The sequence below is a fragment of the Collinsella sp. LCP21S3_A9 genome, assembly GCF_052118785.1.
GTDB lineage: Bacteria > Actinomycetota > Coriobacteriia > Coriobacteriales > Coriobacteriaceae > Collinsella.
Map to the genome: position 1 here is coordinate 59,187 of NZ_JBQKGN010000010.1, position 25,481 is coordinate 84,667.

Below are 25,481 nucleotides of genomic sequence, written 5' to 3' on the forward strand. Positions count from 1 at the left end.
ACTGCTTCAATGTTTGCCCAGATAAAACCTGCCAAAATAAACCTGTCCCTTTTTGGCAGGTTAGATGGCGAATTCGGCGAAGTTGCGGTCGGCGCCTGCGGTGCCGGTGTCGTCTGTTGCGGCTGCTGGCGCGTCACCGCCGACGCTTTGCAGCAGCTCGGCCACGTTGGCGTTGGGGTTTTGGCATAGGATGTCGAGCAGCTCGATAAAGTCACGAATGACTTCGCGCGGCGTCAGATGCGTGTCGGCTCCCACGCGACCGAACTCAATCTTGAGGAAGTCCACCAGGTCGTTCTCGGTAAGCGTGGGCGTCCAGCCAAAGTAGCCGGCGTGAATTTGCATGATTTTTTCGATCAGCACCAGCAACTCTTCGTAGGTGAGTGGCTGCAGACGGATGATGGGCGCGAGCATGTCTTTAAGGTCCTCGCGTGCAAAGCGGCCCTGAGCGAGTCGGCTGCGCAGGGCCTCGTAGGAGAACACGCCGCGGCGGCGGTCTTCGATGGAGGTTGGCGTGCCGCCCATGATCATGCCCAGGTACTGCGCCTTGCCCTGGAGCGTGTCGTTGTACATGGTCAGGATCTTCTCGTAGTTGTATTGGCGCGTGATCGCGTTGGGAATCTTATACAGATTCACGAGTTCGTCGATGAGCACCAGCATGCCCTTGTAGCCGCTGCAGACCAAAAAGCGCGCAATGAGCTTAACGTAGTCGTACCAGTCGTCATCGCTGATGATGGTTGAGGAACCCAGTTCGGCGCGAGCCTCGCTCTTGGTGCGGTATTCGCCGCGGATCCATTTGGTTATGCGGCTCATGGCCTCTTCATCGCCCTCGGATACGGCCGTGCGGTAGCGGCGGAGCATGCGGGCGAAGTCGAAGCCGTGGACCATCTCCTCGAGCGGGGCCAGTTGGGCATTGACGACCGACTCGTCGACGTCGGCACACGAGGCGACCCAGCGATCCAGAATAAGGTTGAGCGCACCGCCCTCGGGGCGCGTCTTGGTCGATATGTTGCGGATGAGCTCACGGTAGGTGGCAAGGCCCTGCCCCTGACCGCCCTGCAGGCGGCGCTCGGGCGACAGGTCGGCATCGGCGACGACGAACCCCTCGCCCATGGCGTGCGTGCGGATGGTCTGGAGCAAAAAGCTCTTGCCTGCGCCGTAGCGACCGACCAGAAACCGGAAGCTCGCGCCACCGTCGGCGATGAGACTCAAATCGGTGAGCAGGGCGCGGATCTCGACCTCGCGCCCTACGGTGATATAGGGAAGGCCGATGCGCGGGACCACACCGCCCTTGAGTGAGTTGAGAATGACGGCAGCGACGCGCTTGGGCACGCGGGGTGCTGCGGATGCGGTATCACTCATGGTCTAGGTATCCTCTCACGTCTGCTTCGTAATCCTCGATAATTTGCGGTCCTGCCGCGCCGAACTCGATAACGGTGTCTCCCACCAGGTCAAAGAGCGTCTCGTTGATGCTGTCGACGAGCATATCCTCGCTCTGGCCCGACCTCTCCACTGCCGATGTCGCTTGCGCTGTGTTTTGCTCGAGGAGCGCGCGAAGAAAGGCATCTTCGGCGGGCGCGAGTTTGTTCGTAGCTTCGGCAGACGCGGGCGTTGCGGGTGCGGGCGCAGACACGAGGAGCGGTGCCATGACGCCAAACTCTTCGGCGGAGACAGTCGGCTCGTCGGGTTCGTCTTGCTGAATGGTCATCTCGCCAGGTTCGGCAGTCATGCCGGGCGCAGACTCGCGGCCCGGCTGCTCGATAAGCGTTGCCTCGGCTTCCACGGGCATGCCGTCCTCGCGCTCCTCATCAATCAAAAGCGCTTCACGCGTTTGCGCGGCGGCGCTCCGAATGTGCCCCAGCTGGCTCAAATCGATATCGATCTTGATGGGCTGGTGTGCGGCATCCCACGAAAGCCATGCCACGATCTCGTCATCGATGATTTTGGCCAGATATTTGGGGACCTTCTCCTCCTTCAGGGGGTGGGCGGGGGCTAGGGCCAGGCGCAGACGTTGGTCGCAGGCGCGCATCATCTCACCAAGCTTGCTGCTCTTTTGCCTGCTGCCGTGAATTCGCATGCATTCCCAAAAACCGTTTTGGCAGCGGTAGATATGGATGGGGTCAAGGCGGTATTCGCAGTCCTCGTGGCGCTCGGGCGCAAAGAACACGGCCGAGGCAAACATGGTATAGGGCATGGCCGTCTCCTCCCCAAACAAGCTCGCCACGATACCGGTCTTTCGATGCGTGTCATAGTAGCGCGCCATGCGGACGTACACGGCACATGCCACGTGGCGTAGGTCGCGATGGTGGCTGCGATCGAGTCTAGAGTTATCGAGGTTATACGTGGAGAGGGCGTTGATAGCGGCCATGAGTCGCTCCTCGCCCGCCTCGTCGGGCGGGAGGGGGAGCGTAGGCTCGGAGGTCTTGCGACGCGCAGGCGCCAGGTCCGACGGCGTCGGTGCAGGTGCAAGGTCTCGAGCCGCGCGCCGCAGCTCGATAAGGGCGTTATCGAACATGACGGTTTTAGAGTCGCGAAGCAGTTTGGGGTCGAGCCCGTGGAAAACGGCGTAATCTTGCAACCACACGCGTGCAAACCGGTCGATGCCGGGCTCGAAGGCACGATAGGCGTTCCAAAAGGCCTTGATCTTGCTAAAGCCATCGAGTGGGTCATCTACGCCAATGCCGCAGATCAGCTCATAGAGATACAGGAAGGCAAAGGACGTAGACGTTTCCTCGACAGTTCCGCGGCGCACTTGGGCACGCCAGGTAAAGTAGCCGCGCAACTGTCGATCGCTCATGGCATTGTAGGTGGGAAAGTACGACTTAAAGGTGCCGTTGTAGGGACAATCGTCCTCGAAGTCGGCCATCAGCAGGCCTTGGCGGTAAAAGAGCTCCGCCTCCGATAGCCAACGTCCCGCGCCGCCTTTGGGATCATCTTGCCAGCGTGATATCTCGCGCATCTTGCGGTACTGGTCGGGGAGGAAGTTCTGCATCTGTCGACCGGTCTTGAGAATCGGCTCGTCAGCATAGATTTCGTTTGAGAAGCGGGCGGACTGATGGGTCCGGGCCTCGGCCATAATGCGCTCGATGAGCATCTTGACGTCCCGGTCGGCCACCGCTTCTCCTCTCCTAACGCAGCTTCGGTGACCTCATATCATAGCACAGCATCAAACAGGTGTTCGAGAAACCGCTACGTAGATAGATTTAGAACAAGAGGGCGTAGATGACCGCCACGACGACGGAGGGGAGCATGTTGGCCGTGCGGAAGGTCTGAGGTCGAATAAGGTTAACCCCAACACAGAAGATGAGCATAGAGCCCACAAGCGAAAGGCTGTCGAGGGCTGCGGTGGTCATGATGGGGGAGAGTGCGCCGGCAAAAAGCGTGATCGTGCCCTGGAATACGGCAACGGGCAGGGCCGAGAAGATGCAGCCGCGGCCAAGCGAGGCCGTCATGGTGCAGACGATGATGCAGTCCAGCGCGCCCTTCAGGGCAAGCGTGGACCAGTCGCCGAGCAGACCGTCCTGAATCGATCCTACGATGGCCATGGCACCGATACACACGGTGAGCGATGCCGAGACAAAGGCGTTGGTGAACTCGTTGTCGCCTTCGCTGCCGGTTTTGCGCTTGAGCCATTCGCCGAGGTTCTCGATGGCGGCCTCCAGGTTGATGGCCTCGCCGATGAGCGAACCGAGGGCAAATGAGACGATAAGCATGGTGGTGCCGGTGGTCGCCAACGCCTCTCCATCGATAACGAGCATCTTTTGCATGGTGCCGCCCAGGCCGATAAACAGAACACACAACCCCGACGCCTTCATGAGCGTGTCTTGGATGCGAGGCGTAATGAAGCGCCCACCCATAAGGCCAAGCAGACCGCCCGCGATCAAAAGCGCGACGTTGATGATCGTTCCTAAACCCGGCATGAACCCTCCTGTAATTGATGCCAACGCGGCAATCGTAGCAGAACGGGGAGGGGGCGCTCAGTATCCGAGCCAAGCGGCGGTTAGCGGTCTAGGACAGGATGGGGCTAAAGTCGAAGCGCAGCGTCATGAGGTGCTGTGGGGATTCGATGGCTGCGGCAATGATGTCGGCATCTCGTGCGCGATCGAACCCTTCAAGTTCCATTTGATAGGGGACGTCTTCTTGGATACCGATGCGACGAGGAACCAAAAGCTTGGTTCCGTCGAATTCTTCGGTTCGCGTTCCGTCTGCTGCAACGGAATAAAGGTGTAACTTGGCGGTCGTTGTGGCATCAAGTGCCGAGATGGCTTGGATATCGTTCGATGCGCTCTTAGCTCCCACTGCTGTAAGTGCCGTAGGCGCGACGACTTCTCCCGAAGGCAAAAAGACGAGCTCGACGGTGTTGGGGAATGCGATGAGGATATTTTTGCGGCGGGGCGCATTGGCAGCGACTGGCTCAATGCTTGCAGCATCGACGGTTTCCGTGTGGTCGAGCGCGACCATCATGCAACAGTTGCCTTCGTCGACACCTGGGGGAGCGGCAAAGTCCAGGCCGTCTTTCGGTTGGGAATCGCCTAGTTCGGTGGCGCTGCCGCTTGGCTTCTCGAGAGGAACCGCAGCGTTGTCTTCTGATGATGCATCGTCAACATGTGCCGGTGCGTCTGCGACCTCGTCTTTGGGGGATTTGTCATTATCGCTCGATATAGGAGCGGCAATCTCGACGGACCCCACTCCGTGCCATGTCATTTGGAGCAGCGCCGGATCGGCGAGAATGCGCTGCACGCCCGGCTCCTGGGCATCGATATTGATGGGGGCGGGTTCTGATCCGCGCGTGAGGTTAAGCGAGCCCTTCTGCCTGGTGCTTTGAGCCTTTTGGTCGTCCGCGTCGCCAGCGTAGAACAGCAAAGGCGCATCTCCCGTTGCGATGGCTTCGGTGTCCGCCTTGGTCAGCCGCAGCGACGCCGTAAAGGAGATGATGGGCTGCGCGCCATCGACATTCGAGGGAACGCAGCCCAGGCATACACCCCCTTCTTCTTCATGGGCCGCGCTGTCGAAGACGACCTTTGCCCCGTTCGCCGAGTCATCGACCGAGGCAATATCGATGCGCAGCTCTAAGTCGCATGGATCGCCATCGGCGTCGACTGCAGCCGATTTCCATGTGCAGATGGCGCAACCTGTCTGGGGGCCGTTCTCCTTGTCCGGTCGCTTGATATCCACGACTATCGAGTCGACCGCATTGCGGTGAAGGCATCCCGAGGTTCGGACCGTGGCATGTGCGAGCGAAAAACGTTGGCAGGCGACGATACCCGACGAATTCGCCGCGGGGTTCAGAGCTTGCGGTAAGGAGCTTGCCGTGGCGGGCGTCGCCCAAGCGGCGAGAGGCGTACCGCTCGCCAGTGCGCTGCAGAGTGCGGCAACGGGCAAAAGGTTTTTGGGTGCCATGGTTCTCCTATCTATTCCGCGTACTCCGGTCGTGCTTGGCTATTGGTTGCGTTTGATGTGCAGGCCAAGGCACGTCAGTCCTGCTCCCACCGTGGCGACGCCTACCGCAATGAGTTGCCGGGTGTCGCTCGTCTGGACGAGCGGCTCGTGACGGCTGCCGCGATTAAGGCCCGAAAGATCGACGGTCACTTCTGTGGCCGCTTGCGCTTGCTCTTGTTGAGCAAAGGCCATTGCGGGTGCGGACGCTAAGATGCTGACGATGGCGGCCAGTGCAATCGCCTTAGGACGTGGCGTGCGCACCGGGCTCGACCGTCCAGGTGATGCTTGCCACTTGATCTCCCGTACCGGTGGCGTGGTAGATGTCACGCGTGACGCGGGCGACGTGGCCACTCACATTGAGCCTAATTTTGTCCGTTCCGTCGCCAATGTCCTTGTACTTCATGTCGAAGCTTGCGTCTTTGGAAAGATCGAGGCCCGTAGTCTGAGTCGCCGAGCTGGCATCCTTTTCTGCCGTATCGGGGCCAACCTTAAAATCGATGGAGTTCTGGGCCGAGCCCGTCTTTGCGTCTGCAACGATTGTCCAGTCGTTCTGGGCCGTGACCTTCATGTTGGTGACGTGGATGCCATATGCCGAGAGGTTGTCGATGGTAATCGTCTCGTCGGAGGGTCCTACAAGCGTTCCGTCGGCTTTGGCGGCAAAGGGGATGACCGTTGGCGCCTTAAACGAAACATTGCTAATATCGGCCTTCACCGTCACATCGGTGGTTCCAACGCGCACCTCTGCCATGGCCGCCGTTGGCGCGGCGCCCATCGCAAGTGCGAGCGTAAGCCCTGCGCCCACGGCGAGTGCCCTGGCTCCGCTCAGGTTCATGGGTGTGTTCATAATCGATCCTTTCTGCTCGTCACGGACTGTTTCCGTGATGGTTGGACGAATGGGGACAGGGTGCTGCCCCTGCGAGCGCGTCGGCCACTAGCCTTCTGCCTGTGCCACCCGCACTTTGACGCGCGTCGGATTGCCGTGGGTGTCGTAGGTCTTGGCATCGAGTGCCTGAATCTCGATATATGCCTCGCCTTCTTGGATATCGCCGGCGGGGCAGGTCTCAACCGTCTTGCCGGCTTCGACCACACCGGACTCATAGATGGTCTCGTCGTTTTGAATCACGCGGAAGCGCTGGGGAAACTTGTTGTCTTGGACGTTTTGCACGTTGACGCGCAACTTGCCGCCTTCCTGCAACTGTGCGACCGGCGCGACCGAGATCGTCATCATGTTGTCGCGGACGATGGCGTCGAGCTCATCCTGGATTTCTTGGCGCGATTTACCTTCTGCCGTCGTGACTGAGGCGCCCGCTTCGGGCACGGGCTGCGACTGCCAGGCGTATAGCCCTACGGCGATGAGGGCGCAGACGACAGCCAGGCAGACAACGACGAGTTTCTTGCGACGCCCCAGTCCTGCAAGGCGGGGCGGCTTCTTCGCACTCATGCGGCGTCCTTGGTGGAGTAGACACGTGCGAACGTGGACGGGTCCGCTCCAAAGAGCATGTGAAGCATCAGGCGGCGCGAGTAGATGAGCTCGTCGAAGTCGTGAGGGAGCTCGATGTTGTGGATACGCGCGATGTGGTGGGCGAGCGCCGAGAACGACTCGGGGTCGCAGATCACATCGGTGGTGACGTGGTAGACCTCCGTACCTGGAAATGCATCTTCGTCGAAAGGCAAGAGATAGGGGTCGTCATCGACTTCGATGGCGAAACCGTATTGGGGCCAGTAATATGCCATGGAAACCTCCCTGCTCTGGGGCCAAAACTACTATTGGTTTGGCTGTCGATGCCGACCGTATCAGCCGCAACTTGCCCAATAACTAACCAATTGCTTGACGAGCCGATATCTCCGCAGGTAAAAGCATGTGAAAAAAATCTCAACTATTTTTGACTGATAAATGCACATGTTGTGGCTGCGCGGCAACGTGTGGCAAAAGTGTCGCTTGTCTCGAAAATCCCACCGTTCGCCGAATTGCGCGAACGTTAAAAACGTCAATTATGGAGACGGTCTCGAACATGTCGGTGAAACGATGCGGTAACATTTCCCTGCAAACACTGTAGTTAGCTAAAGGGGGAGTTCGCGTGTCTGCAACCATCAAACCCTTCACCGACGAGTTCGAAGAGTATGGTCGCGATGAGTCTCGCACATCGGGCGAGGCCTCGAGCATCTCGTTTCCGACAACGGAGGACGAGGTCCGCGCCATTATGGAAAAGCTCCATGCCGAGCGTGTCCCGGTGACGGTTCAGGGCGCCCGGACCGGTCTTGCCGCCGGCGCCGTGCCTCATGGCGGTCACATTCTCAATACTTCCCGCATGAATCGCTACCTAGGCATTCGCCGCGATGAGCAGGGCCGCTTTCTTTTGCGCGTGGCGCCCGGCGTCGTGCTGTCTGAGCTGCGCAAGCAACTGGGCAAGAAAGTGCTGCCGACTGCCGGCTGGGACCAGGCATCGCTTGAGGCCTACGAGGAGTTCCAGGAAGCTCCCGAGCAATTCTTTCCTACCGATCCCACCGAGGCATCTGCCTGCCTGGGCGGTATGGCGGCATGCAACGCTTCCGGCGCCCGTAGCTACGCTTACGGCCCCATGCGCCCTCACGTCACGGGCCTTCATGTCGTGCTGACCGATGGCGACCTGCTCGAGCTTCACCGTGGCGAGGTTTTTGCACAGGGTCGTCGCCTTTCGCTCGTCACGGTGCAGGGCCGCACGCTCGAGCTCGACCTTCCCGACTACACCATGCCCAAGACCAAAAATGCTTCGGGCTATTTCGTTGCTGACGATATGGATGCCATCGATCTGTTTATCGGTGCGTGTGGCACACTCGGCGTCATCACCGAGCTCGAGATTGCCCTGCAGGCGGCGCCTGCGGTCGTTTGGGGCGTGAGCTGCTTCTTTGACAGCGAAGACAAGGCCGTGTCCTTCACCGATTCTGTACGTCCCGTCCTGTCCCACGCGGCTGCCATCGAATATTTCGATGCGGGTGCCCTGGATATCCTGCGTCGTCAGCGCGAGCAGTCGACCGCGTTCGCCTCGCTGCCGGCGCTCGACAAAGACGCCAAGGTCTGTGTCTACGTGGAGCTCGACTGCGACGACGAAGCCCAGGCGACTGAGGAGCTGTATCACTTGGGGTGGGTACTGGAGCTTGCGGGCGGCAGCGACGATGCGACATGGGTCGCGCGCACCGAGGTCGATCGCGAGTGTCAGCGATTCTTCCGCCATGCGGTGCCCGAGAGCGTCAACATGCTCATCGACGAGCGTCGCCGCACGGACCCCACCATTACCAAGCTGGGGTCGGATATGTCGGTGCCCAACGCACACTTGGCCGATGTCATCGCCCTTTATCGCCGCACGTTGGCCGAAAGTGGGCTTGAATCTGCCGCCTGGGGGCACATCGGTAACAACCATCTGCATGTGAACATTCTGCCGCGCGATGCGCAGGATTACCGCCGCGGCGGAGAGCTCTTTGCCCAGTGGGCTTCCGAGGTCACGGCCATGGGCGGCGCCGTCTCCGCCGAACACGGCGTCGGCAAGATCAAGGCGGGCTTCTTGGAGACGATGTACGGTCACGAGGCCATGGTCGAGTCGGCGCGGCTCAAGCTCCAGCTCGATCCTGCCGGGCAGTTGGGCCGCGGTAACCTGTTTTCGGAGAAGCTCTTGGATGAGCTCGTCCAGAAAGGGGGCGCGTGAAGATGAGCGATTTCCATATGGTGGTGTGCGTCAAGGCGGTGCCGGGCAGCACCGAGGTCAAGATGGACCCCAAGACCAATACCATCGTGCGCGATGGCAAGCAGGCGGTCATTAATCCCTTTGACGCGAGCGCTTTGGAATGCGCGCTGGCGCTGAAGGACGACTTTATCGGCTTTGGCATGGACGTGCGCGTAACGGTGGTGTCGATGGGCATCCCCGCGACTGAATCGCTATTGCGCGACTGTATCGCCCGAGGCGCCGATGACGCACTGCTGCTAACCGATCGCGCCTTTGCAGGTGCCGATACCCTGGCAACCACCTATGCCCTCAAGTGTGGCATCGAGGCGCTCGACGAGGACTTCGACCTGCTCATCTGCGGCAAGATGGCGGTGGACGGCGATACGGCCCAGATTGGTCCCGAGCTTGCCGGTGCCTTCGAGATTCCCTGCGTGACCGACGTGAGCTGCGTGCAGAGTGCGGGCTTTACGACCTGTGGTTCACTGGCGCTTGTTCACGGCTGCGATGCCGGCGAGGAGACGGTCTATCTTGAGATGCCGTGCGCGATGACGACTGCCAAGGAGATTGGCCAACTGCGTATGCCGAGCATCGCCGGTATTCGTGCGGCCGAGGAGGCGGACGTGCGCGTGGTCAACGCTGCCGACGTGAACGCCGACCCCGCGCGCTGCGGTCTTGCCGGCTCGCCGACACAGGTCGTGCGATCGTTTGTGCCCGACCGCGACCAAACGTGCGAGGCCGTTGACGGAACGGCGTCCGAGCAGGCGGCGAAACTTGCCAAGATTATCGAGGGGATGGCATAGATGAGCGGACTGATTATCGATAGCGAAGCCTGTATCGGCTGTGGTCGCTGCGTTCGCGCCTGTGCCTCGGGCGGCATCGTAGTGGAAGGAGAGCGGCCCAACCGTTGCGCCCGCGTAACCGACGGCTGCATCCTATGCGGCGGGTGCGTCGACGCTTGCCCCGTCAATGCCATTTCGATCGAGCGCGACGAGGCCGCCGGCGCGGTTGACCTCGATGCATATCGAGACATTTGGGTATTCGCGCAGACCGACGAGCACGATACGGTGGCTCCCGTTGCCTTCGAGCTCATGGGCAAGGGCCGCGAGCTTGCGGATACACGCGGCTGTCGCCTGGTGGCGCTGGTCGGCATGGGCCCCGAGGGTTCTCTCGGTGACCTGGGGCATCTGGTTTGTGCCGGTGCAGACGAGGTCCTGATCTGTCGCGACGAGCGTCTGCGCCAGAACGATGCGGAGGTCTACGCTCGCCTCATCTGCGATTTGGTGGCAGAGCGCAAGCCCGAGGCCATTCTGTACGGAGCGACCGCCTTTGGCCGCGAACTGGCACCCGGCGTTGCCGTGCGTTTGCAGACGGGCCTTACGGCTGACTGCACCGTGCTTTCGATGGATACGGAGACGGGGCTGCTGCAACAGACGCGTCCGGCGTTTGGCGGCAACCTGATGGCCACCATCGTCTGCCCCAATCATCGTCCCCAGATGGCAACGGTGCGCCCCGGCATCTTTAAGGCGCCCGACTTTGACTACGGCCGCTCCGGCACGATCACCCAGATAGCACTTGCGGATGATGCTAAGGCTCGTGTCGAGATCTCGATTCCCGCCGAGGAGTGGGGACAGCAGGCTTCAATCGCCGATGCCGAGCGCCTGGTCGTGGTGGGTCGCGGCATTGGTTCCAAGAAAAACCTGCCGCTGATGCGAAGGCTCGCCGAGACTCTGGGAGCCGAGCTTGGCTGCACGCGACCCGTCGTGGAGGCCGGCTGGTTGGAGTATCGCCATCAGATTGGCCAGACGGGCATATCGGTTTCGCCCAAGATGCTTGTGAGTATCGGTGTTTCGGGCGCCATCCAGCATCTTGCCGGCATCGGTGGGGCGGAATGCATTATCGCCATCAACGAGGACCCGGATGCCCCCATCTTTGGTGCTGCCCAGTACAAGGTTGTCGGTGATGCCGTCGAGGTCGTCGAGGAGCTGCTAGCCCAGCTTGAGCGCTAGGCGCTCGCCAGCCAGTCGCGCATCTCTTCCCTAAGACGGCTCCAGGTTGCCTGTGTGGCGGGGTCGGTAAAGGGCTGGGTAATACCAAAGGGCGCGTCGAGCAGGCGGTAGATATCGCCCTGCTCGCGCGTCAGCGCTCGGCTCGCCGGATAGACGAGCTCAAACATAAAGCAGATGAGTCCTACTAGGTAGTCCGCGGGCTCGTCGCGTTCATCTCGTGCGACGCAGCGGTGCTCGTCAAAGGCGGCCAACGTCGGCGCCGAGAAGTGGCTGGCGAGAAATGCGTCCTCATCCACCTTGAGGATGGTGTCGACGGTGCTGTCGGCGATGGTGCGCATAATGTCGATTTTGTCGCCATCGCGCACGATATCGCAGAAGCACCGTGTACGCTCGTCGAGTTGTGCCGGCAGGCGAAAGTCACTGTGATAGGCGATGCTCGCGCGGATGAGCTCGTCTTCTGCCGGGCTGTCGATAAAGTCGCGGATACTTGTTGCCGCGGGCGCGTCTGCAGGGTTTTTGCCAAAGAGGACCTCGAAGCCCAACTTCGCATGGCTCATGCTCTCGGCATCCTTAAACGTGTCCCAGCGTCGCAGCTGCTCAAAGCGGCCCATATCGTGCAACAGCCCACAAAGCCACGCCAGGTCAATGTCCTGCGGTGACCAGTCCTGCTTGCGTGCCACGGCATCGCATGCCTCGGCAACGTGGTACGTATGCTCGATTTTGAGCGCGATACGCGGATTGGCGGCATCGTAGGCATCGGTGTAGGTCCTGAAGGCCGCGATTGCCCCCGTTCGATCGATAGCTGTCATAATGACTTCCTAAAAAGCTGTGTCTTTCTGTGTCTTTCGATCCGGTGGCAATTGTAGGTGAACTCGGTTGCCGCCGGGCGATGATTCTGCCATGTCGTCGAATGCGGCTCGAAAAGCTTGTCGGGACGAGGAACGCCATGGTGCTCAAAATCGTTAAAACCGTCTGGCCGGTGATGCTTACCAATGTTGCGATAGGTGCGCCGTTGTCGATGTTCCCACCGCTATTGCGGGTTTTGTCTGCACATCGCTCTTTATTTGCCTGCTCTTTTCGCAGCGGCTGTCGGCGTCGTTGCGGTGGCAATCAAGACAAAGTCGATGTTGTGGTGCTGCGTCTCGGGTATCGGGCTCTATATCGTTTTGAGCCTCGTATAGGAGTGGGGTGCTTTTACCGTCCGGACCCCACGAATCGAATATCTCACCGAGCCGATCTGCTTCTTCTGGTACCATGGTCAAACTTTACTGTAGCAAAGCATGACGTGGGCTTTTGTTCTGCGTCGGCGGAAATGGGGGTTTCATGGCACAGGAAGCGATCGCCAACGAGCAAAAGAAATTCAAAGTACCGCGCATTCCGGGTGACATCATGATCTACCCGATGATCGTCGGCCTTTTGCTCAATACCTTCTGCCCGCAGGTCTTCGAGATCGGCGGCTTCTTTACCGCCGCCTGCCGCGGCGGTTCCAATACCATCGTCGCTGCGATCCTGTTGTTTGTGGGCGCCGGCATCAGCTTTAAGTCCACGCCGGGTGCCATCAAGACCGGCATCGTCGTACTGATTCCTAAGCTTGTGGTGGCAGCCGTGCTGGGCTTGAGCGTTGCGTATTTCTTTAATGACAACTTTTTGGGCCTGAGCTCGGTTTCCATCATCGGCGGCATTACGTTTTGCAACATGGCGCTCTACACGGGCATCATGGGCGAGTTTGGCGACGAGTCCGAGCAGGGCGCCGTGGGCATCCTGTTCTTCACGGCGGGCCCTGCGGTTACCATGATCATTCTTGGTGTCTCTGGTCTTGCCAACATTCCCGTTGGCACCATCATCGGTTCCATCCTGCCGCTCGTGATTGGCATGGTTTTGGGCAACCTCTTCCCGTTCATCAAGAACCTGCTGGTTCCCGGCACCAATCCTGCGATCGCCGTCATCGGATTTCAGCTCGGTGCGTCTATGAGCCTGTCGAGCTTTATCACCGGCGGCATTTCCGGCATCTTGCTGGGCCTTGTCACGTTGTTTGTCGTCGGTCCCATCACCTTTGCGTTCGAGCGCCTGTGCGGCGGTAACGGCAAAGCCGCCGTGGCTTGTTCCACCATCGCCGGCACGGCTATGACCACGCCGGTTGCTCTTGCCGAGGCCGCGCCGCGCTATGCCGATCTTGCGCCCACCGCATACGCTCAGATCGCCACCGCCGTCATCATCACGGCAATCATGGCTCCGATTCTGACCGGTTGGGTCGATAAGAAGTTCTGCCAGGGCAAGGAAGACCTGTCGCCCGCCGGTGTCGAGGCCATCGAGGAAGCCGTCGCGGCCGACATCGATGGCGAGTAGCCATCGGCGCCCATCAATGATGCTGGCGTGCAACTCGCGCCGTGAGAGCGCCCGGGCGCTCTGGTATTATTCCCTCATTCCCCTCTGTATTGGGGGAGTTATGGTGATGCGTGCGGCTCGGAGAAGCGCTGTCGGTTTGATGATGGGGAGATGGGCCTGGTGGTTAAGGCGCTCAAGATTGAGATATTCCTGCTAAGCATGATTGTTCTTATCGGGCTTGCCGTGCGGAGTCGTCGCTCCTTGTTCTCGAGCACCCAGCAGCTATTGTTTAGCATGCTTGGCTACACCTCTGCCGCGTACATATTATTCGATATGATCTGGGTGCTATTGGATGGTGTGGACGGCACGTTGGGCATTGCTGTCAACTGGATTTCCAACGCGGTTTCGTTTTCGCTCTTTGCCATCGTGTGTCTCATTTGGTTTATCTATTCCGAGACGGTGCAGGGTTCTCGCCTTTTGGCCTCGCGCTATAGGGTGGTGCTTGTAGCGTCGCCTACGGTTCTGGTGGTCGTGCTGGCGTTTACCAGTTACTGGACGCACGCCCTGTTCTATATCGATTCGCAGGGCGTGTATAGTCGCGGCTCTGCTTATATGATCCAGCCCATTGTCAGCTACTGCTACGTTCTACATACGTCCCTACATGCGTTTGTGCAATCTCGCAGGGTCGAGAGCCTGCAGACGAAGACCATCTATCGAACCTTGGCATTTTTCGCCATTCCGGCCCTGGTGGGCGGTACCTTTCAGGTCGTATACTCGGTGCCCGGCCTTTGTGTCGGCATAATGATTAGCATATTGCTGCTCTACATTGTCTTCCAGGAGCAGCTCATCTCGACCGACCCGTTGACTGGCCTCAACAATCGCAACCGTTTTGAGACCTATATACTGTCGCTCTTCTCAAATGTGGATCAGGCCGAAGACGTGTATCTGCTTATGATGGATGCCGACGGCTTTAAGCAGATTAACGATCGCTATGGACATGTGGAGGGCGACCATGCTCTTCAGGTCATATCCGCTGCGCTCAAAGAAGTCTGCTCGGCGTCTGGTAGCTTTATCGCGCGTTATGGCGGCGATGAGTTCGTGGTGCTTCAAAAGGCGATGGCGGAGCAGGATATCTTGCATCTGTGTGCGGCAATCAACGACGAGCTCGCGCGCGCCGAGGTTCCGTATCTGTTGCGGATGTCCATCGGCTACGCACGGGTTGGTGATGGCGTCGATACCTGGCAAGACTTGCTCCGTGCTGCCGACGCGGAGCTCTACCGCGTAAAGCGCGAGAAGAAGAAAGTCGGCGTCCAGATACGCTAAAAAAGGGGGCGCACGACCGTTGCGATGATCGTGCGCCCCTTCTGCGCTTTCGGGGACTAGTATCGGCTGTCGAAGATGCGCCTCGTCTTTTTCTCGGAGCGCGGCAGCTCACCGAGCGGTACGGCGGTCGCCTTGGGCGTGCAGCCGATCTTGGCCTTAAAGACGGCAGCCACTTCGCGCTCGCATGCATCGCGCTCGGCGCCCGTCAGCTCGCTTTCGAACAGTAGCTCGAGTACATCGCGACCGTTGACGGCCTCGATCATTACCTGGTACTCCGAGCTCGCTCCGTCGACGAACTTAAGAACTTCCTCGATCTGCGCGGGGAACATATTGCAACCCTTGACCTTGATCATATCGTCGGTGCGCCCGACCAGGGTGTCGATGCGCGGGTGGTCAAGGCCACAGGCGCATGTGCCGGGGATGATGCGTGTCAGGTCGTGCGTGCGGTAGCGGATAAGCGGTGCGCCTTGCTTGCGCAGGGTTGTAAGAACCAGCTCGCCCACTTCGCCGTCAGGAAGGACCTTGCCGGTCTTGGCGTCGACGATCTCGCAGTACACGTAATCGGACCAGATATGCATGCCGTCGTGCTCGCGGCACGAGATACCGATGCCCGGACCGTAAATCTCGGTGAGACCGTAGATGTCAAAGATCTCGATGCCCAGCTCGTTTTGGATGCGCTTGCGCATCTTTTCGCCCCAACGCTCCGAGCCGATGACGCCGCGGGTTAGGTGGAGCTTGTCGCGCAGACCGCGTTTGGTGATTTCCTCGGCCAGCAACAGGGCATAGCTCGAGGTTGCCGTGATGACGGTCGATCCTAGGTCCTGCATCATCTTGAGCTGCTTTTCGGTGTTGCCGGGACCCATGGGAATGGCCATGGCGCCTAGGCGTTCGCATCCCAGCTGAAAGCCGATACCCGCCGTCCACAGTCCGTAGCCCGGGGTAATCTGGATGCGGTCCTGCGCGGTGATGCCGGCCGTGCGATAGCAGCGGGCGAACATATCGGCCCAGTCGTCCACGTCCTGTTTGGTGTAGGGGATGATCACGGGCGTGCCGGTGGTTCCGGATGAGCTGTGGATGCGAACGACTTCTTCGTCTGGTACGGCCTGGATGCCAAGCGGGTACGCCTCGCGAAGGTCCGCCTTCTCGGAAAAGGGCAGCTGCTCAAATTCTTCTTGTGTGGAAATGTTTGCGATGTCAATGCCATCGAACTTTTTGGCATAAAACGGCGAGCGGTCTTTAAGGGTCTGGAACTGCTTGGTAATAAGCTCAAGCTGCGCGGGCTGCATCTTCATGGTTTTGTCCTTGCGTTAACGGGAGGCGAATGCGGAGATGGCGGCAACGGCCACATCAATGGCGCGGTCATTGAGTGCGACAAATTGGGACCGCACGCTGGCGTGCATGGCTGCGCGAAGTTCCTCGACGGTGAGCCCCAGGTCGCTTATGGCGACGGCGCTTGCCAGCAGCGCGACGTTGAGCGCTTTGGGCGAGCCGATCTGCTTAATGAGTGCGGTGTCGTCGACCAGCAGGCAATTGGGGACAGTCTGCCGCAGGTACTCTAGAAAGGGCTTGGAGCTATAGGCGTCACGCGAGAGCGCCGCCGTTACGGGTTGCACGCTACTCGTAGCACTTACCAAGGCGCCGCCGGGACGTAGATAGCCCAGGCAGCGCACGGCCTCGGCGGGCTCAAATGCAATGATGAGGTCGGTCTCGCCGTGGGCGATAAGCGGCGCGTCGATGCGGGGCTCGTCCTGATTTGCCAGTCGGACATGCGATACGACGGAGCCGCCGCGCTGGGCCATGCCAATGGTCTCGGCGGTGCGCACCCGCCAATTTCGGGTTTCGGCTGCCTGCGCGAGCAACTTGGCGGCAAGGACGGTGCCCTGGCCGCCCACACCGGTAATCATGATGTTGAGCATTAGGCCTCGCCTCCCTTCGCGGCCTCTGCGTTTGGACCGATGGCTCCAAACTTGCAGACCTGCGTGCACAGGCCGCAGCCGTTGCAAAGGGTCGGGTTAACGCGTGCACGTCGTTGCTCGGCGTCCCAAGAGATAGCGGGGCAGCCGATCTGCGTGATGCAGCGTTTGCAGCCCGTACAGCGGCTCTCGTCGACGCAAAGCGCGGGTTTGGGCTTGCTCAGCGTAATGCAGAGGCCCTCACAGATGAGCGCCGAGGGGCCTTCGTGCGTAATGGCGCGTCGGGCGGCTTCGGTTGTCTGGGCTAGGTCAAACGGGTTGGCATGTTCGATGCAGGTGACGCCCAAGGCGTGCAGCACGGCCTCGATTTTGATGGGCTGGGACTTGGTACCATCCAAACGCAGGCCGGTGCCTGGATGAGGCTGGCCGCCCGTCATGGCGGTGGTGGCGTTATCCAGCACTATGACAGTGATGTCGTGGCCGTTGTAGACAGCGTTGGCGATGCCGGTCATGGCACTGGCAAAGAACGTGGAGTCGCCCACAAAAGCGATTTGCTTTCGCGCGGGTTCGGCAATACCTAGGCCCTGGGCCATAGTGATGCCGGCCCCCATGCACAGGCAGGTGTCGACGGCATCGAGCGGGGCGGCGTTGCCCAACGTGTAACAGCCGATATCGCCCGAAAGGACGGCGTCGGTAGCGCCTATCGCTTTGAGTGCCTGCTTGACGGCGTAAAAGCTGCCACGGTGCGGGCATCCGGGACAAAGTACCGGTGGGCGCACGGGGAGCGCGGGCGGCTTGGGAAGCGAAGCGTCGGCGCGTGGGGTAACAGCCTGGGCGGGGATGCCAAGGAACGCCGCCAGGCGCTCAACCAGATCGTCGACAGTGTTCTCGCCGCGACCGGGCATGGTGCCGTCGAGCTTGCCGTGCACGGTATATGCCGCGTGCGTACGGCCCGCTAGACGCAGCATCTCGTCCTCAAGGACAAAGTCGAGCTCTTCGACGACGAGAATTTGACCCAACCCTTCGGCAAAGCGCTCGGCAGCTGCAGTGGGGAAGGGATAGGGAAGGCCGACCTGCATCAAGCGATAGGGCGGCACGGCGATGTCTGCCGCGGCGGCGCGACGCTCGATAATCGCCAGCGCCTCGCACGTGTATGCATACGAGACGCCACCGGCCATAATACCCAGGCGCGGCGTGGCATCGCCATGGTTTTCGATGGGGTTAAACGCGTCTGCGGCCTTGCCGCTGGAGTAGGCGTCTGCAATCTGCGGCAGGCGCTCGTTAACCTCGCCATGGGCGGCAAACGAACGGCGCGGGAAGATAACCCATTTGGGATCCTTCTCAAAGGTGCCAGCGGGATGTGCGACGGTATGCTCGGGTACCTCCAAATAGGTTGAGGCGTGACATACGCGGGTGGTGGGGCGCACGATAACGGGCGTATGGTAGCGCTCCGAGATTTCAAATGCCTCTTGCATCATCGCGTAACCCTGCTCCAGATTTTGCGGATCGAGCACGGGGATCTTCGCAAATGCGGCAAAGCGGCGCGTATCCTGCTCGGTTTGAGAGGAGATGGGGCCGGGATCATCGGCAACAAACAGCACCAGACCGCCCTTGATGCCCACGTAGTTGAGGCTCATGAGCGGGTCGGAGGCAACGTTTAGTCCAACTTGTTTGCAGGTAAAAAGGCAGCGCGCTCCTGCATACGATGCGCCTGCCAGCACCTCGAGCGCGGCTTTTTCGTTGGTCGACCACTCGACGTGGACACCCTCGGCACTACCTTGGGCCTTGAGTTTGGCAACTGTCTCGACAAGTTCCGTCGACGGCGTGCCCGGGTAACCGGCGACCACGCGAACGCCCGCCGCAAGCGCGGCATACGCAAAGGCCTGGTTTCCCATAACCAGTTTCTTATGCATCTGTATCCCCTCGATGTCGCCGGCGCGTTACGGCAAGACGGCGTCTGTCGCCGCGACTCGGTACGAAATCAACGAGATACAGTGTACTCCATTAAGCTAAAGCGAGAGCTGCCCTTTTCCAAACGGGGTGGTTTGTTAGGCCTTTTTAGGTTTGTTGACAATGATGATGCCACTGCAGACCAAGAGCAGGGCCACAATTACGGTAACGGGGCTCGTGCCAGCGCCCTCTCCGAGCAACAACGCGCTCAACAGCACGCCAAAGACCGGGTTCATAAAGCCAAAGACCGAAACGCGGCTAACGGGGTTGACGGCGAGTAGGCGGGACCACAGCGAGTACGCGACGGCGGAAATGAGCGCCATATAAATGATGAGCGCGATGGCGGGGGCGATTTCGGTGGGGAATAGCGCGCCGCCCATCAAAAACCCGATGGCGGTGAGGACCAAACCGCCGACCAAAAACTGCCAGCCGGCGAGCAAGACGCCGTCATGCTCGCGCGAGAAGATGCCAATGAGGCAGGTCGACAGGGCGCCCGCAATAGTGGAAGCCAAGATAAATCCCTCGCCGTCGAGTGTAAAGCCAAAGGTGCCGTCCGCACCCGAAAGGTTGACGAATGCGACGCCGGCAAAGCCCAGTACGCAGCCGAGCACCTTGGTCGCATCGAGCTTTTCGGTGCGAAACGCCAGAGCGGCAAAGAGGATGGCGAGGAAGTTGGCGCTGGCCTCGATGATGGAACTCGACATGGCGCTGGCGCGCGAGAGTCCCAGGTAGAAAAAGAAGTACTGCCCGATAGTCTGGAAGAGCGACAGGATGCAGATGGGCTTAATGTCGCGAGCCTGTGGAACGAGTGGGCAGCGCTGGGCCGTGCTCATCCCAACGATAACCAGGGCGCCGGCAAGCGTGAAGCGCAAGCCCGCAAAGAGCAGCTGCGAGGCGCTATCGTGCGCGGGGATGCCAAAGAGCTCATAGCCGATCTTGATGCAGGGGAAAGCCGACCCCCAGAGTGCGCAGCAGACGAGGCAGCCCAGGATGAGTCCGGGCAGGGTGGCGAGATACGGCTTGCGGCTTTCCATGATGTCCTTCCTGTATGCGCGAAGTAAAAAAGAACCCGCCACCGGGTGTGCCGGTGGCGGGTGTTGTTACCCGAGGGGATTGTACCCGATGGGAACGTATTTAAGCGAAGTAGGCTACGCCGCTCTCAAAGATCGGCATGAACTTATCGCCGGGGACATGCTCGGGCACGTTGCGGTACAGGTTGTCGCCGCGACGCTCGGCATGGCCCATCTTGCCCAGGACGCGGCCGTCGGGGCTCGTGATGCCCTCGATGGCGAGCGCGGAGCCGTTGGGGTTGACGGAGAGATCCATGCTGGGCTTGCCATCCTCGCCCACGTACTGCGTGGCGACCTGGCCGTTGGCGATCAGCTGGGCGAGCACTTCATCGTTGGCGACAAAGCGGCCCTCGCCGTGGCTGATGGCGACGGTGTAGGGGTCGTCCAGACTGCACTGCGACAGCCACGGGGACAGGTTGGACGAGATGCGGGTGCGCACCAGACGGCTCTGATGGCGACCGATGGTGTTGAACGTCAGCGTGGGCGCATCGGGCGTGGCGTCGACGATGTCGCCGTAGGGCACCAGGCCGAGCTTGATCAGGGCCTGGAAGCCGTTGCAGATGCCCAGCATCAGGCCGTCGCGGGCCTTGAGCAGGTCGCGGACTGCCTCGGTGACCTCGGGAGCGCGGAAGAACGCCGTGATGAACTTGGCGGAGCCGTCGGGCTCGTCGCCGCCCGAGAAGCCGCCGGGAATCATGACGATCTGGCTTGCACGGATGCGGCGGGCGAGCTCGTGGGTGCTCTCGGCGACGGCCCCGGGCGTGAGGTTGTTGATCACGAAGGTGTCGGCCTCGGCGCCGGCGGCGCGGAAGGCGCGGGCGCTATCGTACTCGCAGTTGTTGCCGGGGAACACAGGGATGATCACGCGCGGGCGGGCGATCTTGGCGCCGCCGTACACGTGGATATCCTTGGCGCGGAAGTCGATGGCCTCGACCTCGGGGGTCTCGCCGGCGCTGCGGTAGGCGAAGACGCCTTCGATACCGCTCTCCCAGGCCTCCTGGAGCTCGGCGAGCTCGATGACTTCGGAGCCGGTGTCGATGACATAGCCCTCGACGGTGGTACCCAGGGGCTCGACGACAACGCCGTCGGCGACCTCGGGCAGCTCGGCGTCCTCGGCGAGCTCGACGATAAAGCTGCCGTAGAGCGGGGTGAAGAGGCTCTCCACGTCCACATCTTCGGCAAGCTCGATACCGATCTGGTTGCCGACGCACATCTTAAAGAGGCTCTCGGCGCCGCAGCCGTAGCCGGGCGTGGAGACGGCCAGGGCGTCGCCGGTAGCGGTGAGCGCCTCGACGGCGTCAAACGCGGCGAGCAGCTGCTGGGCATCGGGGCGGTAGTCCTCGCCATAGGTGGCGGGGGCGATGCGAACGACGCGGTGCGTGAGGCCCTTAAACTCGGGGGAGACGGCGCGGGCGGCACGGCCCACGGCGACAGCGAAGCTGATCAGGGTCGGCGGAACGTTGAGCTCGCCGGCCTCGTCCTCAAACGAGCCGCTCATGGAATCCTTGCCGCCGATGGCGCCGGCACCCAGGTCGACCTGGGCCATAAGGGCGCCCAGGACGGCTGCCATGGGCTTGCCCCAACGTTCGGGCTCGGTGCGCAGGCGCTCAAAGTACTCCTGGAAGGAGAGGTAGGCGCGCTTGTGCTCAAAGCCGGCGGCAACGAGCTTGGCGATGGACTCGACCACGGACAGGTAGGCGCCTGCAAACTGGTCGGCCTCCATCAGGTAGGGGTTGAAGCCCCATGCCATAGCGCTCGCCGTGGTGGTCTCGCCGTCCACGGGGAACTTGGCGACCATGGCAGAGCTCGGGGTGAGCTGCGTCTTGCCGCCAAAGGGCATGAGCACGGTAGCGGCACCGATGGTGGAGTCGAAGCGCTCGGAAAGGCCCTTGTTGGAGGCGACGTTGAGATCGGTGACAAGCGAGGTCATGCGCTCGGCAAGCGTGGTGCCGGCCCAGCTGGGTTGCCACACGCTACGGGCACACACGTGGGCGACCTGGTGCTTGGGTGCGCCGTTGGAGTTGAGGAACTCGCGGGACAGATCGACGATGGCGACGCCGTTCCAGGCCATACGCATGCGCGGCTCGGCGGTAACCTCGGCGATGACGGTCGCCTCCAGGTTCTCCTCGGCAGCATAACCCATGAACTCCTCGACGTCACCGTCGGCGACGGCGCAGGCCATGCGCTCCTGGGACTCGGAGATAGCGAGCTCGGTTCCGTCCAGGCCGTCGTACTTCTTGGTCACGGTGTCCAGGTCGACATACAGGCCGTCGGCAAGCTCGCCCACGGCGACCGAGACGCCGCCGGCGCCAAAGTCGTTGCAGCGCTTGATCAGGCGGCAGGCGTCGCCGCGGCGGAACAGACGCTGCAGCTTGCGCTCGACCGGGGCGTTGCCCTTCTGGACCTCGGCACCCGAGGTTTCGATGGAATCGGTGTTCTGGGTCTTGGAGGAGCCGGTGGCGCCGCCGATGCCGTCACGGCCGGTGCGGCCGCCCAGCAGGATGATCTTGTCGGTGGGGGCGGGGCACTCGCGACGCACGTGGTTTGCCGGGGTGGCGCCCACGACGGCGCCGACCTCCATGCGCTTGGCCACGTAGCCGGGGTGATAGAGTTCGCTGACCTGACCGGTGGCAAGGCCGATCTGGTTGCCGTAGCTGGAGTAGCCGGCGGCAGCGGTGGTCACGAGCTTGCGCTGCGGCAGCTTACCCTCGAGCGTCTCGGAGACCGGGACGGTGGGGTCGCCGGCGCCGGTGACGCGCATGGCCTGGTACACATAGCTGCGGCCAGAGAGCGGGTCGCGGATGGCGCCGCCCACGCAGGTGGCGGCACCGCCGAAGGGCTCGATCTCGGTCGGGTGGTTGTGGGTCTCGTTCTTAAACAGGAACAGCCAGTCCTGGTCCTCGCCGTCGACATCGACCTTCACCTTGACGGTGCAGGCGTTGATCTCCTCGGACTCGTCGACATCGGTCATGACGCCGGTCTTCTTAAGGTACTTGGCACCGATGGTGCCCATGTCCATGAGGCAGACGGGCTTGGCGTCGCGACCGAGCTCGTGGCGCATCTCCATATAGCGGTCGAAGGCCTGCTGTACCACGGCGTCATCGATTGTCACGTCGTCCAGGACGGTACCGAAGGTGGTGTGGCGGCAGTGGTCGGACCAATAGGTGTCGATCACGCGGATCTCGGTGATGGTGGGGTCGCGGTCCTCATCGCGGAAGTACTGCTGGCAGAAGGCGATGTCCGCCTCGTCCATGGCAAGGCCGCGCTCGGAGATAAAGGCGGCAAGGCCGGCCTCGTCGAGTTCGCGGAAGCCGTCGAGCACCTCGACGGGCTGGGGCTCGGGGGTCTCCATGTACAGCGTCTCGGGTAGGCCGAGCGAGGCGATGCGGGCCTCGACGGGATTCACCACGTAGTGCTTGATGGCCTCGATGGCGGCTTCGTCCAGAGCGCCCGAGATCATATAGACCTTGGCGGAGCGCACGGCGGGGCGCTCGCCCTGGCTGATGAGCTGCACGCACTCGCTGGCGGAGTCGGCGCGCTGGTCAAACTGGCCAGGCAGGAATTCGACAGCAAAGACGGCGCCATCGCTTGCGGGGAGTTCGTCGTAGGTCACATCGACCTGGGGCTCGCTAAAGACGGTCGGCACGCAGGAGCGGAAAAGCTCCTCGTCGATGCCCTCGACGTCGTAGCGGTTGATGATCCTCAGGGCCTCGATGCCCTTGATGCCGAGAATTTCGGTCAGCTCGCCCTTGAGCTGCTGAGCCTCGACGTCGAACCCGGGTTTCTTCTCCACGTAAATACGAGAGACCATTGGTTCCTGCCTTCCTGATCGGTTGGGCGTACGGTGCGGTATGCGGCAGCGGTCGGTTTGCGGGACAAGCCTCGCGGTCGCCTTGAGCCACATGTTTGTAAACGTCACTATGATACGACAGCTCATGGCGTATTGAGGACGGCGAGGGTGCTACAGTGAAGCGCAAACAAGAGAAAGGCATCACATGGCATTCGTTTCGCTCGCTATCATCGCGCTTGTGGCTTTCGCAAGCCCCTTTATCGCATCGGCGATTCCCGGAAAGCCCGTTCCCGAGACGGTCTTTTTGCTCGTGTTCGGCGCGGTGCTGGGACCTCATATGCTCGGCGTCATCCATGTAGATGCCGAGGTCTCGCTTGTGTCCGAGCTCGGTCTGGCCTTTTTGTTCCTGCTTGCCGGCTTTGAGATCGACCCCAAGAACATCACGGGCGTCGAGGGACGCTACGGTATGGCGACGTGGGTCGTCACGTTTGGCATCGCCTGGCTTGCCGTGCGCTTTACCCCGTGGTTCTCGGTCAGCCATTTCGACGGTATCGCCGTGACGCTGGCGCTCACTTCGACGGCGCTCGGCACGCTCGTGCCCATCATGCGTGAGCGTTCGCTGACCGGCACGCGTGTGGGTGACTCCATCCTTGCCTATGGCACGTGGGGAGAGCTCGGTCCCGTGCTTGCCATGTCGGTGCTGCTCTCCGCTCGTACTGGTATCCAGACGCTCGTGATCCTTGGCTTGTTTGCACTGGTCTGTGTGCTGTTGGCCGTGGTTCCGAGCCGCTCCAAGCGCGTCGGCAGCCGCTTCTTTGCGTTTGTCGAGGAACGGGCCGACACGACGTCGCAGACGTTCGTGCGCCTGACGGTGCTCATCCTGGTCACACTCGTGGCATTTTCCGCCATCTTTGACCTCGACATCGTGTTGGGCTCTTTTGCCGCTGGCTTTGTCCTGCGCTATATCATCCCCGAGGGCAACCATACGCTCGAGACCAAGCTCGATGGCCTGGCCTATGGCTTTTTGATTCCGGTGTTCTTTACCGTGTCAGGCGCAAAGATTGACCTGACGGCCGTGGCGTCGCGCCCGGGTCTGCTCGTGGGCTTTATCGCGGCGTTGCTGATCATTCGCGCCGTGCCGATCCTTGTCTCTATGAGCATTTGTCCCGCGACACGTGACGTTTCGGCGTATGGCCGCATTACCGTGGCCCTGTACTGCACTACGGCCCTGCCGATCATCGTTGCCGTGACGAGTGTGGCCGTCAACGCAGGCGCGCTGTCGCAAGACGTCACCTCGGTTATGGTAGCCGCCGGTGCCATCACGGTGTTCTTGATGCCGCTGCTCGCGCAGCTCTTCTATCGCGTGGTCGATGCCGCGCCGGCCACTGCCGTGGCAGAGGTCGCCGAGCACCCTGCCGACGCACTCGATATCCTGCGCGCTCACCACGACCTAGCGAGCCTGCTCGCGCGCGAGCATGAGCTTTTGACCTCGCATGGCCATGGGCGTTCGCTCGACGGCATACCTACCCTTGATTCCATTGCTGACCGCCTCTCGACCGAGGCGGCAAGCGGCCACATCGATGCCCGTATCGTGGACGCCGCTCATTTGCTGGCTGAGAAGACCTATGGCGACGAGATCGACCCGTCCAAGCTGACTCCGCGTGAGCGCCGCCGCCTGGAGCGCGCCAAGCTCGCCGTGCGCGAATACCGCCGCCGCATGCTGGAGCTCTACGCGCGCGATGAAGCCCAGGACGACGACGGCAAATAACGAGATGCTTCCCCTAGGGGAAGCCGCGTCCCGCTTTAAAGACGGGACTGCGGACAAAAAGTTGGACCGTTGAGGTCCGGAACGGAGTCCGCATGGCATACAGTAGGAGAATGGTGGAGAGGGCCAGGGCGCTTCGCGGCGCCGGGCTCACCGTCATGGAGATAACCGAGATACTCGGCGGGCCCGGCAAGACGTCCGTCTG

At 61.2% G+C, this 25,481-nt stretch carries 19 protein-coding genes; 6 read left to right on the forward strand and 13 right to left on the reverse strand.

What is annotated here, in order from left to right; genetic code table 11:
- Positions 1-60: 60 nt before the first annotated feature.
- From ACTQ05_RS05850 to ACTQ05_RS05880, 7 genes are all read right to left on the reverse strand, one after another.
- The gene (locus ACTQ05_RS05850; RefSeq protein WP_427794933.1) at positions 61-1,359 is read right to left on the reverse strand and encodes an ATP-binding protein; all 1,299 of its coding nucleotides are present in this window, start codon (positions 1,357-1,359) and stop codon (positions 61-63) included.
- Complete coding sequence (locus ACTQ05_RS05855) at positions 1,352-3,112, reverse strand: TerB N-terminal domain-containing protein (protein WP_441538297.1); 1,761 nt, start codon at positions 3,110-3,112, stop codon at positions 1,352-1,354. Before ACTQ05_RS05855 ends, ACTQ05_RS05850 begins: the two co-directional genes overlap by 8 nt.
- A gap of 88 nt (positions 3,113-3,200) precedes the next feature.
- Entirely contained in the window at positions 3,201-3,917 is a 717-nt protein-coding gene (locus ACTQ05_RS05860) for a DUF554 domain-containing protein (protein WP_154517132.1), read from the reverse strand.
- Between the two features lie 88 nt (positions 3,918-4,005).
- Positions 4,006-5,397, reverse strand: a complete 1,392-nt coding sequence (locus tag ACTQ05_RS05865; protein WP_441042126.1) for a hypothetical protein — start codon at positions 5,395-5,397, stop codon at positions 4,006-4,008.
- Between the two features lie 280 nt (positions 5,398-5,677).
- The gene (locus ACTQ05_RS05870) at positions 5,678-6,280 is read right to left on the reverse strand and encodes a hypothetical protein (protein ID WP_441538299.1); all 603 of its coding nucleotides are present in this window, start codon (positions 6,278-6,280) and stop codon (positions 5,678-5,680) included.
- Positions 6,281-6,367: 87 nt separating this feature from the next.
- Positions 6,368-6,877 carry a hypothetical protein gene (locus ACTQ05_RS05875; protein ID WP_427719604.1) on the reverse strand — a complete coding sequence of 170 codons (510 nt, stop codon included), beginning with the start codon at positions 6,875-6,877 and terminating at the stop codon, positions 6,368-6,370.
- Positions 6,874-7,170 carry a hypothetical protein gene (locus ACTQ05_RS05880; RefSeq protein ID WP_441538300.1) on the reverse strand — a complete coding sequence of 99 codons (297 nt, stop codon included), beginning with the start codon at positions 7,168-7,170 and terminating at the stop codon, positions 6,874-6,876. The genes ACTQ05_RS05875 and ACTQ05_RS05880 overlap by 4 nt, the downstream gene beginning before the upstream one ends.
- 344 nt (positions 7,171-7,514) lie before the next feature.
- On the opposite strand from ACTQ05_RS05880, the gene ACTQ05_RS05885 reads away from it, so the two are divergent.
- From ACTQ05_RS05885 to ACTQ05_RS05895, 3 genes are read left to right on the forward strand one after another with little or no spacing between them, the layout of a single operon-like run.
- Complete coding sequence (locus tag ACTQ05_RS05885; RefSeq protein WP_441538302.1) at positions 7,515-9,116, forward strand: FAD-binding oxidoreductase; 1,602 nt, start codon at positions 7,515-7,517, stop codon at positions 9,114-9,116.
- A gap of 2 nt (positions 9,117-9,118) precedes the next feature.
- Complete coding sequence (locus ACTQ05_RS05890; RefSeq protein ID WP_154517150.1) at positions 9,119-9,934, forward strand: electron transfer flavoprotein subunit beta/FixA family protein; 816 nt, start codon at positions 9,119-9,121, stop codon at positions 9,932-9,934.
- Complete coding sequence (locus ACTQ05_RS05895; protein ID WP_441538304.1) at positions 9,935-11,140, forward strand: FAD-binding protein; 1,206 nt, start codon at positions 9,935-9,937, stop codon at positions 11,138-11,140.
- Here the strand turns inward: ACTQ05_RS05895 and ACTQ05_RS05900 are convergent.
- Positions 11,137-11,949, reverse strand: coding sequence for an HD domain-containing protein (locus tag ACTQ05_RS05900; protein ID WP_441538306.1), 813 nt, complete (start codon positions 11,947-11,949; stop codon positions 11,137-11,139). The two genes, ACTQ05_RS05895 and ACTQ05_RS05900, sit on opposite strands and share 4 nt — an antisense overlap.
- Before the next feature lie 514 nt (positions 11,950-12,463).
- Here ACTQ05_RS05900 and ACTQ05_RS05905 point away from each other — a divergent pair.
- Both ACTQ05_RS05905 and ACTQ05_RS05910 read left to right on the forward strand, forming a co-directional pair.
- Entirely contained in the window at positions 12,464-13,486 is a 1,023-nt protein-coding gene (locus ACTQ05_RS05905) for a 2-keto-3-deoxygluconate permease (protein ID WP_441538308.1), read from the forward strand.
- A 150-nt stretch (positions 13,487-13,636) separates the two neighbouring features.
- Positions 13,637-14,788, forward strand: a complete 1,152-nt coding sequence (locus tag ACTQ05_RS05910) for a diguanylate cyclase domain-containing protein (RefSeq protein WP_441538310.1) — start codon at positions 13,637-13,639, stop codon at positions 14,786-14,788.
- A gap of 56 nt (positions 14,789-14,844) precedes the next feature.
- Here the strand turns inward: ACTQ05_RS05910 and ACTQ05_RS05915 are convergent, their stop codons facing one another.
- The 5 genes from ACTQ05_RS05915 to ACTQ05_RS05935 all read right to left on the reverse strand — a co-directional run bounded on the left by ACTQ05_RS05915 (position 14,845) and on the right by ACTQ05_RS05935 (position 23,532).
- Entirely contained in the window at positions 14,845-16,080 is a 1,236-nt protein-coding gene (locus ACTQ05_RS05915; RefSeq protein ID WP_427719611.1) for a phenylacetate--CoA ligase family protein, read from the reverse strand.
- A 15-nt stretch (positions 16,081-16,095) separates the two neighbouring features.
- A complete protein-coding gene (locus ACTQ05_RS05920; protein WP_441538312.1) occupies positions 16,096-16,704 on the reverse strand; it encodes a 2-oxoacid:acceptor oxidoreductase family protein in 609 nt (202 codons plus the stop codon).
- Positions 16,704-18,614 (reverse strand): indolepyruvate ferredoxin oxidoreductase subunit alpha, encoded by a 1,911-nt coding sequence (gene iorA / locus ACTQ05_RS05925; RefSeq protein ID WP_441538314.1) that lies wholly within the window; start codon positions 18,612-18,614, stop codon positions 16,704-16,706. Before iorA ends, ACTQ05_RS05920 begins: the two co-directional genes overlap by 1 nt.
- 135 nt (positions 18,615-18,749) lie before the next feature.
- Positions 18,750-19,685: a DMT family transporter gene (locus ACTQ05_RS05930; protein WP_441044860.1), complete on the reverse strand. Its 936-nt coding sequence runs from the start codon at positions 19,683-19,685 to the stop codon at positions 18,750-18,752.
- A gap of 100 nt (positions 19,686-19,785) precedes the next feature.
- Positions 19,786-23,532 (reverse strand): phosphoribosylformylglycinamidine synthase, encoded by a 3,747-nt coding sequence (locus tag ACTQ05_RS05935; protein WP_441538316.1) that lies wholly within the window; start codon positions 23,530-23,532, stop codon positions 19,786-19,788.
- A gap of 184 nt (positions 23,533-23,716) precedes the next feature.
- Here ACTQ05_RS05935 and ACTQ05_RS05940 point away from each other — a divergent pair, with 184 nt between their 5' ends.
- Positions 23,717-25,279, forward strand: coding sequence for a cation:proton antiporter domain-containing protein (locus ACTQ05_RS05940; protein WP_441538318.1), 1,563 nt, complete (start codon positions 23,717-23,719; stop codon positions 25,277-25,279).
- The last annotated feature ends 202 nt before the right edge of the window (positions 25,280-25,481 follow it).